This window comes from Runella zeae DSM 19591, from assembly GCF_000423565.1.
GTDB lineage: Bacteria > Bacteroidota > Bacteroidia > Cytophagales > Spirosomataceae > Runella > Runella zeae.
The window spans coordinates 211,184-225,807 of sequence record NZ_AUIF01000017.1; the positions used below are offsets into that span (position 1 = coordinate 211,184).

The following is a 14,624-nucleotide window of genomic DNA, read 5'->3' on the forward strand; positions in this document are numbered from 1 at the left end:
AGTTGTAAGTGGTATAGTTTTTTGTAAATCTTAAACATCAAAGACTAACACTACAATTTAAAATACCTATGGACATAGCCATTACCCCAGAATATACAAAAAGTAAAGTAGGTGGTATGGGAGCCGTACCGACCGACGAAGGGGTTTCGTTTAGAGTTTGGGCTCCTAATGCAAAAGAAGTATTTGTAACGGGCGACTTCAATGATTGGGAAAAAACAACTATTGCTTTGACTCACGAAGAAAACGGCTTTTGGTCGGTACAAGTACCTGAAGCAGCCACTGGGCATCAATACAAGTATGTCTTGAAAACAGCCCAAGGCGAATTGATGAGAAATGACCCCTACGCTCGCGAAATGACCAATTCGGTAGGCAACAGTGTGGTCGTTAATCATTCGGATTTTGATTGGGAAGATGATCATTTTGAAATGCCCTCGCTCAACAAAATGGTCATATATGAGCTCCACGTAGGAAGTTTTAACGTAAAGGAAGAAGGCAAAGCAGGCGATTTTTATGGCGTAATCGAAAAATTGGATTATCTAAAATCTGTTGGAGTTAATGTCATAGAATTGATGCCAGTGGCCGAGTTTCCGGGTGGTTTCTCCTGGGGCTATAATCCCGCTCACCCTTTTGCGGTAGAGTCAGAGTATGGTGGCCCCAAAGCACTAAAAGAACTCGTGAAAGCAGCACATCAAAAAGGAATCGCGGTGGTGTTGGATGTAGTTTACAACCACTTTGGGCCTACTGATATGGATTTGTGGCAATTTGACGGTTGGCAAGAAAACGGTTTAGGGGGAATTTATTTTTATAACGACTGGCGCGCCAAAACTCCTTGGGGAGATACACGGCCTGATTATGGAAGATCAGAAGTGCGTCAGTATATCCGTGATAATGCGCTCATGTGGCTTGAAGAATACCACATGGATGGCCTTAGGATGGATATGGTTCCTTATATCAGAAACGTAAATGCTGACGGGAATCCTGCCAATGACCTCGAAGAAGGCTATAAACTAATACAGTGGATCAATTCAGAGATTAAATCTAGATATCCTCAAAAATTTACGGTAGCCGAAGATTTACATACGCTAGATGCCATTACAGCACCTGTCGAAAATGGAGGACTCGGCTATAGTAGTCAGTGGGATAGTCAATTTGTACATCCTATTAGAGACATTATTATCCAAATGCACGATGAGCATCGTAACATGGATGTAGTGGTGGCGTCTATTCTACACCGTTATAACAATGATGTTTTTGAAAGAGTCATTTATACCGAATCTCATGATGAAGTATCAAACGGCCAAGCCCGTGTAACGCAGGAAATTGCGGGAGAGCAGGACGTCGATAATTGGTATACCAAAAAACGCTCTCTCTTAGGAGCTGCTCTTATGATGACTGCGCCTGGTATCCCGATGTTGTTTCAAGGACAAACCATGCTTGAAGATGGCTGGTTTCAAGATACCGACCCTATCGATTGGGCACGGGTGTCAGAATTCAAAGGCATTACTAAGCTTTATCGGGATTTGATTCATTTGCGCCTTGATTATAAAGGAATTACGAAAGGTCTATCAGGACAAAATGTAGAAATTTTGCATGTTGACAACCAAAATAAGGTAGTGGCTTTTCAGCGTTGGATGGATGGGGGACCCAAAGATACCACAGTGATAGTAATGAATTTTTCGCAGCAACCTATCGAAAACTATAGTATCCGTTTTCCAACCCAAGGGCTTTGGAAAATCAGATTCAACAGTGATTGGGAAGGCTATGATAATGATTTTGATAGTCATTTTAGCCATGATGTAGAAATAAATACCTCCCAACATGACGATTCTCATTGGACTGCTGGGGTTTCTTTAGGAGCTTACAGTACTATTATTTATTCACAAGATTAATCAAAATTGTTTCACAATAAACTTACTAATAGAATGAAAAGAGTATTCAAAACCGCCGCGATGTTGTTAGCATTAGGAATGTTTACATTGACTAGCTGCTCAAGAGAAGACAAAAGAGAAGTAGCTGATGATGTTCAGAATGCACAAGACAAAGTAGAAAACACCGCTGATAATGTAGCTGAAGATGTAAAAGAAGCAGGCCAAGAAACGGCGGCTGAAATCGAAGCCGAACGTAAAGAAATGGCCGAAAAAATCGAAAAACGTAAGAAAGAAATCAATGAAGAATTAGATGAGTTGGATGCCAAAATCAAAACGGCTAAGGCGAATGAAAAAGAAAAATGGGAAAAACGCCGCGCTAATCTCAAAGAAGATATCAATGAGCTAGATGCTGAAATGGCCGAAGTCAAAAAAGACGTCAAACGGGATTGGAAAGAGTTTAAGCGCGATCTAAATGCTAAGATTGATGACATGCAAAAAGATCTAGAAAACTAGTATACAATCCAATTTTGTCCGAAAAGTAAGTAAGCACCAAGAAACATTTGGTGAGAAAAGCTTTTCGGACAGAATTTTTTAATAAATGATATGAAAAATCTCTGCACTATTGTCGTAAAGACATTATTTAAGGTCAGTCAATAAAACAACTTAAGCATATATCCACATAATAACACACCTAATTGAAGAGCGTCATGGAAGAAGTGAAAGAGTCAATGGTGGTACAGTTGAGGAAGTTGTGGGCGCTGTACCTGCGACGCTTGCAAGTATGCAAGCAGCTCGAAAAACAATCGTTAGCTGAAGATAAAAGTACGTTTATCAAACATTTTCAGGCCGAAACGCAGCTTTTTCTTAACGAAGCAAGCCAGTTTGATTGGATTCTTGGGCAAAAATGCTTGCCTATAGCCGTGAGCTGTAAAAGCCTGTATGAGGTTGATAATCATCTGATTAATGTTTATACTGTCTTGCAGAATGATACTTCTTGGGAGCAAGAATACCCCGAGTTGTCGCGATTTCTGATGCGAAACTTAGGACGTATCAAGGCTTCTTTGGGGTTGACTCGCTATTTATGATAGCAATAGCCGTCGGGTTGAGTCAATAATTATTCGTACATTTACTAATGTTCACCTAGCGGTCATTTTTGAAAAACAAACTAGAAAATGGGCGACTCAAATCACTATAATCTTATCTTTTTAACCCATTTTTATCCATGAAACTAAGAGGCAAAAGTGTCTTCAAGTATCAAGTCAACGAAAACACGCCCGTCCTAATGCTATTACGGCCTCGCCGTCAAGAGGGCCAATCTATCATCAAAGAAGAATTTACGACTGAGCCAACCTTCCCTTTTAATGAATATACCGACGACTATGGTAATCAGTGTCAAAGAGCGGTATTTCCGGTAGGCCCGCTTACTATTACCACTGAGGTGGAGTCATTGGTGGAGCCACATGTTCAGCTGCAAGAGCCTTTTCCTGGGTTTGTACCAGTAGAAGAATTACCAAGCGAGACGATTATTTATTTATTGCCCAGTCGCTATTGTCAGTCTGAGCTTCCCGAAATCAATGATTTGGCCCAACAGATTGTGGAAGGAGTGCCGGTAGGCTATCTTCAAGCAGAAGCTATACGCAATTGGATACATCAAAACATTAAATATGAGTACAATACTACCGATTCTTCCACTACTGCTTTAGACATTGTACGGCAAAAAGTAGGCGTCTGCCGCGATTTTACCCATTTGAGTATTGCGCTGTGTCGTAGTTTATGCTTACCTGCCCGTATGACTGTAGGGTATTTAGACAAACTAAAATACATGGATTTACATGCGTGGTTTGAGGTTTTTTTGGGAGGACAATGGCACACCTTTGATGCCGTACAACCCCAAACGGAAGGATGTAGGATTGTGATAGGCTACGGGAGAGATGCCGCTGATGTAGCCATGGTGACTCAGTTTGGGGATTCGGAGTTGCTGTCTTTGACGGTAGAAACGGCTGTGATAGAAGAAGACTAAAAAAAAATTATGCGCTTAGAGAGCTACTATGTAGGTATAATACCACGGCATTAGAATCAAAAGAGGGTGTCTGCATCAGACACCCTCTTAGTTTAATGATTGCCGTCCTGATACGGGTCTTGACCGTAGTAAGAGGCAATTGCAATTTTTTGGCAGTTTCTTCGTGCGTATATCCACCCCAGTATACCATTTCGATGAGTAGCCGGTGCTCGGATTTTAGAGTAGATACGAGCTCTCTTAGTTCATGGCTGTCCATCAATCCAAATATAGCTTGGCGCTCTTCTATTGAAGGAGCTGCTTTTTCGATTTCAATCATTTCGGGGCGTCTGGCTCTTAAAAAATCAATAGCGCAGTTGCGGGCTATGTTGAGCATCCAAGTGAATAGTCGTCCTTTTGAAGAATCATAATGGGCTATTTTTTTCCAAATCTTGACGAAAGTATCTTGAAGTAAATCCTGAGCAACTTCTTCTTCTTGCACAATTTTGAGGAGTATTCCATAAAGAGCCTCCGAATAGTTGTCATATAGATAGTTGAACGCTTTCCGATCTTGTTGAGAGAGCATTTCTAACAGTTCGTTTTCGGCATAAGTTATTCCTTTCATACAAGTCTGGGAGAAATTTAAGGGAGTTAGAGAAATTAAGAAAAGCTTGGTTTGTAATATAAAGTCTTCAAAGAGACCAAGTTATTGGATTTTCAAAGTCTCTTGTTCGGCTTTATTATATTGGGTGCTTGTACTGATACTTTGTATGATTTTGAGCGAGTTTTCGAGGTTTTCGCGTTGACGTTGCAGTACTCCTCGAAGTTCTTCATTGTTATATATTTCTGCGGTGGCCAAGGCTTCATCGTATGTCTGAAGAGCGGAGCTATCACCAAATTCGCAGGAGGCTAAGATAGCGGCTCTATCATTTCCCACAATCGCTGCTTTCAGATTAAGCCAAGCCTGATGGATATTTCCACCGATTGTTCCTTTGGTGGTGGGTTCGGCTCTCATGTCCCGAATATAAGCGGCCAAATTTTCAGCAAAATTGACGCTTTCATTGAGCATAGTCGAAAATACTATTTGCAGGTCTTCATCCTTGATTTCTTGTGCTGCTTGATGGTACCCCGCTATCCGGTCGTTGTTGATATGTAGCAGTCCATTGAGTATATCAACAACTTTTTTGATGGTGTCTTGATTGAGTTCCATGACGTAGCTTTAATAAATATTAAATAGATTATTAATACATATTTTCCAAAAAAATCTAATACCACCCATTTTAGGGTAAAATTGAGGAGAGAAAATGAGGAGTTGGGGTGTTTTTTCTACAATATTTTGGATTACCTCACTGGCATCTGTTTTTCTGATAGATAAGTATCTAAAAGAGTCCATACTCAAAACAAGATATTGTTATGAATAACATTGAAAAAGAAAGTGTCAAAGACGACGCAAAATCTCAGAAAATTTCGGCAAGTACTATTTTGTGGGTAGTGCTTGTGGTTGGAATCGTACTCATGGGCTTTGCTTATTTCAGCGGATATTTTACAGTCGGTGAAGACGGTGGAGGAAGAATGGGCCCCGTAAACGGCAAAGACTCAGCGATAGTTACCGAAAGTGACACCATACAGGGAAATTAATCCTTACGTATCCAAGCTGATTACTGTATACACACAATGAGATTACCTTCTAAAAAAACATATCTTTTCTTAATATAACCAAAAATCAATTTTTTATCATGAAAACTAAAGAAGAATTGCTTAAAGAAGCTGCCGAGCATAAAGCCGAAACAATGGAAAAAAAAGCAGATGTAGCCAAATCTGAACTACAAGAAAAAGTAGACGATGTAAAAATTGGAGCTGCTACATTGGCCGAAAAAGCCCAAGACAAATGGGAAGATTTCAAGGATAAGGCCGAAGATGCTTGGGAAAATACCAAAGACAAAGTAAAAGACGCTTGGGAGGATACTAAAGACAAAGCCGAAGAAATTCGCGATAAAGTAAACGACAAAACCCAAGAAACAAAAGAAGAAATTCGGGAAAAAACAAGATAATAATCCTTTCTTCATCGCCTCGATTCGACTCAATATATAGCCGAATCGAGGCTTTTTGTTGATAAAACAAACAACCTTCATTTATTGAATACATCTAACCTAATCGCTTTATAGCTATGGATTTAAGGACCGATTCGCCTTACTGGCTTATGAAAAACGGCTTTGTTTATTCTTACCCTTCTCTCAATCATTCGGTCAAAACAGAAGTAGCTATCATAGGCGGCGGAATTACCGGTGCTTTGATAGCCTATCATCTTACCCAAGCGGGGATTTCTACGGTGGTACTTGACAAACGTAAAATCGGAATGGGAAGTACTTGTGCGAGTACCGCTTTGCTTCAATACGAAATTGATACTCCTTTGAATCAGCTTCAGTCTTTGGTGGGTGAAAAAAACGCTAATCGCAGCTATCTACTATGTGTAGAAGCCATCAAAAAAATCGAATCTATAACCAAAACCTTACAGAAGGATGTAGGTTTTGAAAACAAACAGAGTTTTTACTACGCATCCCGAAAAAAAGACCTTGACGAACTTGAAAAAGAACTAGAATTAAGGCAAAAAATAGGGATAGAAGTTGAGTTTTGGACCCAAGAAAAGATAGAAAAGCATTTTAGTTTTTCAGCCCCTGGGGCTCTCATGTCAAGCTCAGGGGCGCAAATTGACGCCTATCGTTTTACACATGAGCTTTTTCAGTGGGCAAAAGCACGCCAATGTCAGGTATTTGATGATACGACCGTGGAGGAGATGGTGCACCATAAAAATGGAGTCACCCTAAAGACCGAGCAAGGCCATACTGTGGATGCCAAAAAGCTGATTATCGCGTGTGGATATGAATCTCAAAACTATTTGACCAAAAAAATAGTAGACTTCAATTCTTCATTTGCGGTAGTGAGTGAGCCTGTGCCTATGGAAGATATTTGGTATCACAACTGCTTGATTTGGGAAACCGCCCGCCCTTATTTATACATCCGAACAACCTCCGACAGTCGTATATTAATAGGTGGAAAAGATGAGCCTTTTTATAGCCCTACCAAAAGAGACGCCCTCAACAAGCGTAAGGCAGCTCAGCTAGAAGATGCCTTTAAACGAAAATTTCCTAATATCCCGTTTCGGGTAGATTTTAAGTGGGCAGGGACCTTTGCCGAGACTGCTGATGGGCTACCCTATATTGGAAAAGTGAAAGAGCACCCACATACTTACTTTGCTATGGGATTTGGAGGTAATGGCATTGTTTTTAGCCTTCTAGCAGCGGAGATAATCAGAGATGAGTTGGAAGGTAAGAAAAATGCGGATGCGTCAATATTTAAGTTTGACCGTTAGAGTTTATCGCTAAAAAAATACGGCTATTGAAGGATTTGCTCTATTTTGCTCAAATCGAGGGGTTTTTCGACAAAACCATCAGCACCAGACTGTAGTGCACGCTCCCGTAAGCCGCTCATTGCGGTGATCATGACGAGCCTAGAAGTAGGGGCTTTTTCCCGAAATTTTTCGATTTGTTCTACACCGATTCCATCTGGAAGATTGTTGTCCAGAAAAATCAATGAAGGCTGCTCTTCGGCGGCTTTAGCAAGCCCTTCTTCGAGAGTATGTGCTCTAAGCGACATAATCCCAAATCTCTGTAATGCTAACCCTAATAAAAGACAGGTGTCAATCTCATCGTCTATGATCACAGCCTTTCGGTAGGTTCCTGAAAAGGCTCTATTACTCATTTTTACAAATTGGTTAAAATACACATTATTAATATTTTGAGTCATGGCTGAGCTAATAATACAAAGCAATTTTTCTTTGTATTATTAGCTTTAATATTAGTTAAAAAATCGTGCCAGTATAATACATTAGTGGCAGATTTGATACTCAATAAACCTCAAATTGGGGAAAAAAGGTAACACAATCAACTTTTAGGGAGGTATTCGTGTATGGAATGGTTTTTTTTTGATGATATACGAAAATATATGTCAATCACTAAAACTTAAATGCCATGACTAATAATTCGAAAGTTGTACTGGGTATCATCACTGCCGCTGCCGCAGGAGCTGTTATAGGAATGTTGTTTGCTCCCGAAAAAGGTAGCGAGCTTCGTGATAAAATGCGTGACACCGCCAACGGCTTCGCTTCTGACTTGTTGGATGCCATTCAACGTGGTCGTCAGCAATATACAGAATTAGAAGGCGAAGTAGAAGACAAAGCCAATGAGCTCAAGTCGAAAGCTGCGGGTAAAGTTGCTGAAGTAAAAGACCGTGTAGAATCGGAAGTTGAAAATGTGAAAGATAAAGCGCAACGTTATTCATAACGGTGAGTCTGACGAAAAGGTACAAACCTGCTAGCTTATAAACCATTATCACAACCTCGAAATTGCGAAGGCATCAGTCTTCGCAATTTCTCAAAATATGATTCAATCCAATGCAAGTACTAGAATCTGCAAACGAAATCAAAGAACGAGCCGGAGACTGGTTTGAACACGCTTCTGATTATTTGGAGGCACGTTGGAACCTAGGCGTGTTGGATGTTTCTCAAAAAACCGCTAATGCCATTTCAAGTTTGGTTTCGGCGCTTATTTTGGGGGCTATTGGTATGTTGGGGTTGCTGTTTTTGAGTTTAGGAGCTGCATGGCTCATCGGAGAAAAGCTCCAAAGTTTGGCGGCGGGATTTTTTATCGTAGCCTTGTTTTATGGAGTTGTCGGAGTGGTTTTGTACTTGGTCAAAGACCGGTTTATTAAAATTCCAGTAGTCAACACTTTTATAAAAAAGTTTTATTATGAAAACTAAGATTGAAACAGTGGATGACCTGCGAGCTGAAAGAGCACGATTAAAAAACAAGTTAGAATTGTCTAGAATTCATATGCGAAAAGAAATAAATGCCATAAAGACAGAGCTTAGCCCCGCACGACAGGCCGTAGGAGTGGTAAGTGATTTGTTGACTACTCCTCGAAAAGGGCTGTTGCCTATTGGAGTAGGGATTGGAGTAGACCTAATCTTGCGACGCACCTTGCTCTCTAAAGCAGGCTGGCTTCCAAGGTTGATAGTCCCTCTCATAGTACGGAATGTCACCACAAATCTAATTCAGAAAAACAAAACGAGCATCGTAGAAAAAGCCCTGATTTGGCTCAAAAAAGCCACCGATAAGCCTCAGCCCAAGCCACAGCTTATAGAGGCGGCCGCTCCTCAAAAATTGTTGCCAAGCCCTGCCAAGCTCAATGGCAAGGTTCAGCATCCGTCTCTTATGGATAATTAATAAAAAGCCTTGAAGGATTCGGGTTTTATGGGCAAATGGGTAAGGTTAATCCAAAACTTAACCAATGTTAGGATGGTATCATTGAAGACATCAAACGAAGAAGGTTTGGAAATGTAGCAGTTGGCACCTAAAGCATAACATTGGTTAACGTCTTTTTCTGATTTTGAGGTAGTCAATACCACTACTGGAATTTTGCGGAGCTTAGGTTCTGTTTTCAACACTTTTAATACTTCTCTTCCATCCATCCTAGGCATATTGAGATCAAGGATGATAAGTCCTACCGAAGCATCATTGTTGTCGGTACGGATGTATTCCAATAGCTCCAAACCATCTCCTACAAACACAGTTGGGTTGAGTAAATTACAATCGTCAAGGACAGATTGCAGCAAGTACCGATCGTCGTCGTCGTCGTCGGCTATAAGGATAGTGGCGTTTCTGTTCATAATTTCGGGGCTAAATGATTTGTTACTGGCAAATAGATGTGGAATATGGCTCCTTCTTGATTTGGTTTTGCCTCTGCAACTATAAACCCGTTGTGATTGGATACAATTCGGCGGCATAGTGCTAGACCAATTCCTGTGCCTTCATATTCAGACCGATTATGTAATCGTTGAAAGATTACGAAGATTTTTTCAGCATAAATAGGATCAAAACCTATACCATTATCTATAAACGAAATTTGGTGGTAAATGTTTTCTTTTTGGTTGGTATTTATTCCTGCGATACTTTCCCCCACCACCTGCTTATACACAATTTCTATCATGGGTGGAGTATCGGGTTTGCTATATTTTATGGCATTGGAAATCAGATTGTTGAATAGCTGAATGATCTGAAACTCTATACCACTAATCACCGGTAGCGTTACGCTTTTGATGGTCACTTTTTTCTTGGAGATAGTATCCGAAAACTCGTCTTTTATGCGTTTCAGTAGAGCGTTTAGGTCAATGTCTTGGAATATTTTTTCACGCATATTTGCCGTTCGTGAAAACAATAGCAAATCATCAATAAGCTGCTGCATCCGATTCGCTGATTGATTGATTTTGCTGAGGTTAGCTTTACCGTCTTCGGTGAGTTGGTCGTACTGTTTTAGGATGAGTCTTTCGCCAAAGGCGCGGATTTTGCGCAGCGGCTCTTGTAAATCATGAGATGCTACATAAGCAAACTGCTCAAGTTCGGCATTGGCGCGTTCTAAATCCGTGAGCTTTTCTTCCAATGTCTTTTGGAAACTAATACGTCGCGAAAGCTCTACGTACAATAATCGGAAGAAAATGAGCAAAAATGCCAAAGACACGACCGAAAGCAACAAAAGGTAAAAGTTAGTGTTGCGGTCGGCTATTTTTTGCATTTCGGCGCGTTGATTGAGCAGTTGGAGTTCGTCTTCTTCAAAATGCCGAGAAATTACCCTAATCTTATCCACTTCTTTTCGGCCTTCTTCTAGGGCATTACCATCAAAATGCTGTTTGGCTTTGATACGGCTAATATTTAGTTCAATTAGATTTATGTGCCGTTGGATAAGCATATTGATAGTATCTAAGCGTCGGAGCTGTAGGGGATTGTCTCGCACAAGCAGCCTGAAGTCACGGGTTACTTTTTTTAGTTTGTTTCTCCCTTCGGCATAAGGATATAAATATTTTTCTTGGCCTGAGAGTAAGTAGCCCCTATGTCCGATTTCTATAATAGATAGAGTATTGGTCAGGTCTTTGTTTTTGAGACGTACACGGTAGCTGTGATTGACCGATTCGGTGCGTCGGCCGGTTTCTTGTACTCGGTCGTAGGCGAGCCAGCTTAAAAAGATAAGCATAAATAAACTGACGGCCATTGCTAAAAAAATTCCCAACAAATCGTTGCGTAAAATCATAAGGGTAATAAATCTGTGGCTTATTTTCTACAAATATATGTAGAGAAAAATACCCAATTTGGGTAAAAAAACGTTTTAGTATAAAACTATAAAATCATAATAGGTGTTGTATATAAAAAGTTTGAAAAGTGTAATCTGCTGATTTTTAGGATTTTTTGTAAATTTAGACTTGTAAATATAAATTTTAATTGAATGTAATTACTTACTGAGGCATCCAATTTGGTAGATAAAACCAAAAAATGTTGTCCAACAATGGCGGCTACTATGCTAAACCTCGTACAATCTCAAAAGCAAACGCTGAAGATATCTCCGGCGCAAATTCAGTTGCTCAATTTTTTGCAGTTGAATACGCTTGAGCTTGAGCAGCATATTAAAAATGAGCTTGAAGAAAACCCACTGCTTGAAGAAGGAAACGAAGAGTCTGATGATAATTTTGGGGATGATTTTAATACCCCTACCAAGGCCGAAGACCGTACGCAAGATTATATGGATTGGGATGAATTCAAGGATGATGATATGCCCGATTATCGTACTCGAATCAACAATTATTCCGATGACGATACTAATTATACGCCCCTTGTGGTAGAGGCTGTCACTTGGCGTCAAGAGCTCAAGGAGCAATTTCATCTATTGCCCCTGAACGAACGTCAGCAAATATTGGCTGATTTTGTGATAGATTCTTTGACCGACGAAGGCTACCTTAACTATACGGCGGAGGCATTGGCCGATGACGTATCTTTTACAAGTGGGATTTTTGTAGAAGAGACTGAAGTCAAAGAAATCGTCGAAATCTTACGTAAAATGGACCCGGCAGGTCTGGGGGCGCGTGATTTGCAAGATTGCTTGTTGCTTCAATTAGAGCGCCGTTCAGATAAAGAAGCCGAATTAGCTACCCTTATCATAAAAAAATATTTTGACGAACTAGCCGCTCGCAATTATGAAAAACTAATGCGTGCTTGCGGGATTTCGTCAGAGGAACTTAAAGAAGTAATTGCACTTATTGCGTCACTCAATCCGCAACCTGTCATGGGTAGTCAGATTGACAGTTTTGTAATCAAAGACAACATTGTACCCGACTATATTGTCAGAGTAGACGGAGACCTAATCGAAGTAGAACTCAACAACCGCCGTATTCCACCTTTACGTGTCAATAAGTCATATGCGCAAGAAGTAGGAGGGACTCGGGCTGCCAATACCTACGTCAACTCTAAACTTAATGCTGCCAACTGGCTGATTGATGCGATTCAGCAGCGCGAAAATACCATGCTCAAATCAATGAGAGCTATCGTCAAACTGCAAGAAGAATATTTTCGTACGGGAGATGTTCGCAAGCTAAGACCGATGGTATTGAGAGACGTAGCGGAGCGTATTCAGATGGATGTCTCTACTGTGTCGCGCGTTACGAGTGGCAAATACGCCCAAACTCCCTTTGGAGTCATTCATCTCAAAGACTTGTTTACGGAAGGAATCGTCACTCAAAGTGGGGAGGAGGTATCTAATCGGCAGATACAGCTGGCGTTGGTAGAATTGGTGTCGCAAGAAGATAAGCAAAGCCCGCTCAACGATTTTCAGTTGGCCGAAATGCTCAGTGAAAAAGGATACTCGGTGGCGCGTAGAACAGTCGCCAAATACCGTGAACAAATGGATATACCAACGGCCTCGTTGCGAAGGATATTGTAATCAAAATCATATATGTGATCATGAATGTGAAAGCTAAGTTTTCGGAAAAATTCGAACAAATGGCCGAAGCGGCTACCCGAGGCGTAGGAAGTAGCTGGGCTTTTTTGTTGGCTTGTGGATTTGTGATAGGTTGGCTAGTAAGAGGTATAGCCGTTGGATTTGATGACATGTGGGACTTGGTCATGAACAATATCACGGCTATTGTCACTTTTCTGATCGTTTTTTTGATTCAACAATCTCAAAACAAAGATTCTTTGGCGATTCAGCTCAAACTGGATGAAATAATCTTGGCTTTGGATAAAGCCAACAACCAACTCGTAGATGCTGAAAATCTACCTGAAAAAAAATTGAGACATATGCATGGAGAATACAGTAAGCGGGTAGAAGCACAAACACCTAAGAATAAAAACCGTAAAACAACTTCTTCATCTTGAACTTTTGATTCGTATGGAAAATAGAATATTGGTCATTGATGATGACACCGACATTTGTTTATTACTACGCCGTTTTTTGACCAAAAATGGCTTTGAAGTTGCAATTGCCCACACAGGCGCCACGGGATTGGCGACACTCGAAGAATTTCGTCCTGATTTGGTTTTGACGGATTTTCGTTTGGGTGACATGGACGGGACGACCATCTTGACCAATATCAAAGAAAAATTCCCTAGTGTGCCAGTACTTATCATTACGGGCTATTCTGACATCAAAATCGCTATCAATGTCATGAAACAAGGCGCTTACGACTACATCACTAAGCCTTTGTTTCCGGATGAGATTTTACTTACAATTAAAAAGGCCCTGAAAGCTTCTCAAGAAGCTTCTGAGGGCGATACTGCCTTAGACGTAACCAATACTACTTCTAACCCCGCAGGTAGTCGCCGTAAAAGTAGCACTCAAGCGCAGTATATTTTTGGGGAAGGGCCCGAGTCTGTGTATCTCTACAAACAAGTAGATTTGGTAGCTCCTACCAATTATAGCGTGTTGATTTACGGAGAAAGCGGCTCTGGTAAAGAGGCCGTTGCACTCGAAATTCATAAGCGTAGTAAAAGAGCAAATGGGCCTTTCATTGCGATGGATTGTGGAGCGATTTCCAAAGAATTGGCAGCTAGTGAGCTGTTTGGGCACGAGAAAGGTTCTTTTACGGGTGCAATAGGACAAAAAATCGGTCATTTTGAAATGGCCAATGGAGGTACTTTGTTTTTGGACGAAGTCGGCAATCTACCCTACGATGTACAAATGTCGCTTTTGAGGGTAGTGCAAGAACGAAAACTGCGGCGTATCGGCGGAAACCGCGAGATAGACGTAGATGTAAGGCTGATTGTAGCATCCAACGAGCGTTTGATTGAGGCAGCTCGAAAGGGTAAATTTCGTGAAGATTTATACTATCGTTTCAACGAGTTTAGTATTGATGTACCTCCCCTCAGAGACCGACGCTCTGATTTACTGACTTTTGCACAGTTTTTCTTGGATAAGACCAACGCCGAATTGGGCAAACAGGTAAAAGGCTTTACGCCAGAAGTAGAAAAAGCTTTTAAGGAGTATCCTTGGCCCGGTAATTTGAGAGAGATGAGAAATATCATTCGTCGATCAACATTACTTACCGAAGGAGATAAGATAGACATCCGAACACTCCCTTTTGAGCTTATTAATTATGATAGGTTGTTGTTTTTAGAACCAAACAATCCACCCTTGCCTGAGCCTTCTCCTTACGCTAGCTATGAAGCTCCGGCTCCGTCGATTCCGGCTAAGGTGGTGACTCCCCCCAAAGTAGATTTGAAATCGGCAGCGCTCGAAGCCGAATATGAAATGATTTTGAATGTTTTGAAACAAGTAAACTTCAACAAAAGTAAGGCAGCCCAAGCCTTAGGAATCGACCGGAAGACTTTATACAACAAAATGAAAAATATCAATCTTAGTAACTAATGCTGCCGCCCAATCAT

18 protein-coding genes are annotated in these 14,624 nt (G+C 40.9%); 13 read left to right on the forward strand and 5 right to left on the reverse strand.

The features are described 5' to 3' along the window. The first annotated feature begins 68 nt into the window (after positions 1–68). From G563_RS0106040 to G563_RS0106055, 4 genes are all read left to right on the forward strand, one after another. Positions 69–1,889: an alpha-amylase family glycosyl hydrolase gene (locus G563_RS0106040; protein WP_028664526.1), complete on the forward strand. Its 1,821-nt coding sequence runs from the start codon at positions 69–71 to the stop codon at positions 1,887–1,889. Positions 1,890–1,922: 33 nt separating this feature from the next. Beyond that, positions 1,923–2,381, forward strand: a complete 459-nt coding sequence (locus G563_RS0106045; protein ID WP_028664527.1) for a hypothetical protein — start codon at positions 1,923–1,925, stop codon at positions 2,379–2,381. A 194-nt stretch (positions 2,382–2,575) separates the two neighbouring features. Beyond that, positions 2,576–2,953 (forward strand): hypothetical protein, encoded by a 378-nt coding sequence (locus G563_RS0106050; RefSeq protein ID WP_028664528.1) that lies wholly within the window; start codon positions 2,576–2,578, stop codon positions 2,951–2,953. Between the two features lie 137 nt (positions 2,954–3,090). Next, entirely contained in the window at positions 3,091–3,888 is a 798-nt protein-coding gene (locus G563_RS0106055; protein WP_028664529.1) for a transglutaminase domain-containing protein, read from the forward strand. Positions 3,889–3,895: 7 nt separating this feature from the next. On the opposite strand, the gene G563_RS33815 is transcribed toward G563_RS0106055, so the two are convergent. Next, positions 3,896–4,489 (reverse strand): RNA polymerase sigma factor, encoded by a 594-nt coding sequence (locus tag G563_RS33815; protein WP_051210788.1) that lies wholly within the window; start codon positions 4,487–4,489, stop codon positions 3,896–3,898. An 81-nt stretch (positions 4,490–4,570) separates the two neighbouring features. Then, positions 4,571–5,074: a ferritin-like domain-containing protein gene (locus G563_RS33820; RefSeq protein WP_051210789.1), complete on the reverse strand. Its 504-nt coding sequence runs from the start codon at positions 5,072–5,074 to the stop codon at positions 4,571–4,573. A 203-nt stretch (positions 5,075–5,277) separates the two neighbouring features. On the opposite strand from G563_RS33820, the gene G563_RS0106075 reads away from it, so the two are divergent. From G563_RS0106075 to G563_RS0106085, 3 genes are all read left to right on the forward strand, one after another. Further along, entirely contained in the window at positions 5,278–5,502 is a 225-nt protein-coding gene (locus G563_RS0106075) for a hypothetical protein (RefSeq protein WP_028664530.1), read from the forward strand. 98 nt (positions 5,503–5,600) lie between these two features. Continuing rightward, the gene (locus G563_RS0106080; protein ID WP_037325955.1) at positions 5,601–5,915 is read left to right on the forward strand and encodes a hypothetical protein; all 315 of its coding nucleotides are present in this window, start codon (positions 5,601–5,603) and stop codon (positions 5,913–5,915) included. A gap of 116 nt (positions 5,916–6,031) precedes the next feature. Next, positions 6,032–7,234, forward strand: a complete 1,203-nt coding sequence (locus tag G563_RS0106085; protein ID WP_028664532.1) for an NAD(P)/FAD-dependent oxidoreductase — start codon at positions 6,032–6,034, stop codon at positions 7,232–7,234. A 23-nt stretch (positions 7,235–7,257) separates the two neighbouring features. Here the strand turns inward: G563_RS0106085 and G563_RS0106090 are convergent, their stop codons facing one another. Beyond that, a complete protein-coding gene (locus G563_RS0106090; protein WP_028664533.1) occupies positions 7,258–7,623 on the reverse strand; it encodes a response regulator in 366 nt (121 codons plus the stop codon). 269 nt (positions 7,624–7,892) lie between these two features. Here G563_RS0106090 and G563_RS36765 point away from each other — a divergent pair, with 269 nt between their 5' ends. The 3 genes from G563_RS36765 (at position 7,893) to G563_RS0106105 (ending at position 9,146) form a co-directional block, all read left to right on the forward strand. Continuing rightward, a complete protein-coding gene (locus G563_RS36765) occupies positions 7,893–8,204 on the forward strand; it encodes a YtxH domain-containing protein (RefSeq protein ID WP_051210790.1) in 312 nt (103 codons plus the stop codon). 110 nt (positions 8,205–8,314) lie between these two features. Further along, on the forward strand, positions 8,315–8,680 hold the full coding sequence (locus tag G563_RS36770) for a phage holin family protein (RefSeq protein ID WP_051210791.1): 366 nt from the start codon (positions 8,315–8,317) through the stop codon (positions 8,678–8,680). Further along, entirely contained in the window at positions 8,670–9,146 is a 477-nt protein-coding gene (locus G563_RS0106105; protein ID WP_028664534.1) for a hypothetical protein, read from the forward strand. The genes G563_RS36770 and G563_RS0106105 overlap by 11 nt, the downstream gene beginning before the upstream one ends. On the opposite strand, the gene G563_RS0106110 is transcribed toward G563_RS0106105, so the two are convergent. Both G563_RS0106110 and G563_RS0106115 read right to left on the reverse strand, forming a co-directional pair. Then, positions 9,143–9,589, reverse strand: coding sequence for a response regulator (locus G563_RS0106110; protein WP_028664535.1), 447 nt, complete (start codon positions 9,587–9,589; stop codon positions 9,143–9,145). The two genes, G563_RS0106105 and G563_RS0106110, sit on opposite strands and share 4 nt — an antisense overlap. Further along, positions 9,586–11,004 carry a sensor histidine kinase gene (locus tag G563_RS0106115; protein ID WP_028664536.1) on the reverse strand — a complete coding sequence of 473 codons (1,419 nt, stop codon included), beginning with the start codon at positions 11,002–11,004 and terminating at the stop codon, positions 9,586–9,588. Before G563_RS0106115 ends, G563_RS0106110 begins: the two co-directional genes overlap by 4 nt. Positions 11,005–11,268: 264 nt before the next feature. Between G563_RS0106115 and rpoN the strand changes: the two genes are divergently transcribed. From rpoN to G563_RS0106130, 3 genes are read left to right on the forward strand one after another with little or no spacing between them, the layout of a single operon-like run. Beyond that, positions 11,269–12,684, forward strand: a complete 1,416-nt coding sequence (gene rpoN / locus G563_RS0106120) for an RNA polymerase factor sigma-54 (protein WP_028664537.1) — start codon at positions 11,269–11,271, stop codon at positions 12,682–12,684. A 20-nt stretch (positions 12,685–12,704) separates the two neighbouring features. Then, positions 12,705–13,118: a low affinity iron permease family protein gene (locus G563_RS33835; protein WP_037325957.1), complete on the forward strand. Its 414-nt coding sequence runs from the start codon at positions 12,705–12,707 to the stop codon at positions 13,116–13,118. Between the two features lie 13 nt (positions 13,119–13,131). Further along, positions 13,132–14,607 carry a sigma-54-dependent transcriptional regulator gene (locus tag G563_RS0106130; RefSeq protein WP_028664538.1) on the forward strand — a complete coding sequence of 492 codons (1,476 nt, stop codon included), beginning with the start codon at positions 13,132–13,134 and terminating at the stop codon, positions 14,605–14,607. The last annotated feature ends 17 nt before the right edge of the window (positions 14,608–14,624 follow it).

Bases quoted from the DNA above. Each gene is read 5' to 3' on its own strand.
- G563_RS0106040 (WP_028664526.1), top strand. From the start codon at position 69: ATGGACATAGCCATTACCCCAGAATATACAAAAAGTAAAGTAGGTGGT.
- G563_RS0106045 (WP_028664527.1), top strand. From the start codon at position 1,923: ATGAAAAGAGTATTCAAAACCGCCGCGATGTTGTTAGCATTAGGAATG.
- G563_RS0106050 (WP_028664528.1), top strand. From the start codon at position 2,576: ATGGAAGAAGTGAAAGAGTCAATGGTGGTACAGTTGAGGAAGTTGTGG.
- G563_RS0106055 (WP_028664529.1), top strand. From the start codon at position 3,091: ATGAAACTAAGAGGCAAAAGTGTCTTCAAGTATCAAGTCAACGAAAAC.
- G563_RS33815 (WP_051210788.1), bottom strand. From the start codon at position 4,489: ATGAAAGGAATAACTTATGCCGAAAACGAACTGTTAGAAATGCTCTCT.
- G563_RS33820 (WP_051210789.1), bottom strand. From the start codon at position 5,074: ATGGAACTCAATCAAGACACCATCAAAAAAGTTGTTGATATACTCAAT.
- G563_RS0106075 (WP_028664530.1), top strand. From the start codon at position 5,278: ATGAATAACATTGAAAAAGAAAGTGTCAAAGACGACGCAAAATCTCAG.
- G563_RS0106080 (WP_037325955.1), top strand. From the start codon at position 5,601: ATGAAAACTAAAGAAGAATTGCTTAAAGAAGCTGCCGAGCATAAAGCC.
- G563_RS0106085 (WP_028664532.1), top strand. From the start codon at position 6,032: ATGGATTTAAGGACCGATTCGCCTTACTGGCTTATGAAAAACGGCTTT.
- G563_RS0106090 (WP_028664533.1), bottom strand. From the start codon at position 7,623: ATGAGTAATAGAGCCTTTTCAGGAACCTACCGAAAGGCTGTGATCATA.
- G563_RS36765 (WP_051210790.1), top strand. From the start codon at position 7,893: ATGACTAATAATTCGAAAGTTGTACTGGGTATCATCACTGCCGCTGCC.
- G563_RS36770 (WP_051210791.1), top strand. From the start codon at position 8,315: ATGCAAGTACTAGAATCTGCAAACGAAATCAAAGAACGAGCCGGAGAC.
- G563_RS0106105 (WP_028664534.1), top strand. From the start codon at position 8,670: ATGAAAACTAAGATTGAAACAGTGGATGACCTGCGAGCTGAAAGAGCA.
- G563_RS0106110 (WP_028664535.1), bottom strand. From the start codon at position 9,589: ATGAACAGAAACGCCACTATCCTTATAGCCGACGACGACGACGACGAT.
- G563_RS0106115 (WP_028664536.1), bottom strand. From the start codon at position 11,004: ATGATTTTACGCAACGATTTGTTGGGAATTTTTTTAGCAATGGCCGTC.
- rpoN (WP_028664537.1), top strand. From the start codon at position 11,269: ATGCTAAACCTCGTACAATCTCAAAAGCAAACGCTGAAGATATCTCCG.
- G563_RS33835 (WP_037325957.1), top strand. From the start codon at position 12,705: ATGAATGTGAAAGCTAAGTTTTCGGAAAAATTCGAACAAATGGCCGAA.
- G563_RS0106130 (WP_028664538.1), top strand. From the start codon at position 13,132: ATGGAAAATAGAATATTGGTCATTGATGATGACACCGACATTTGTTTA.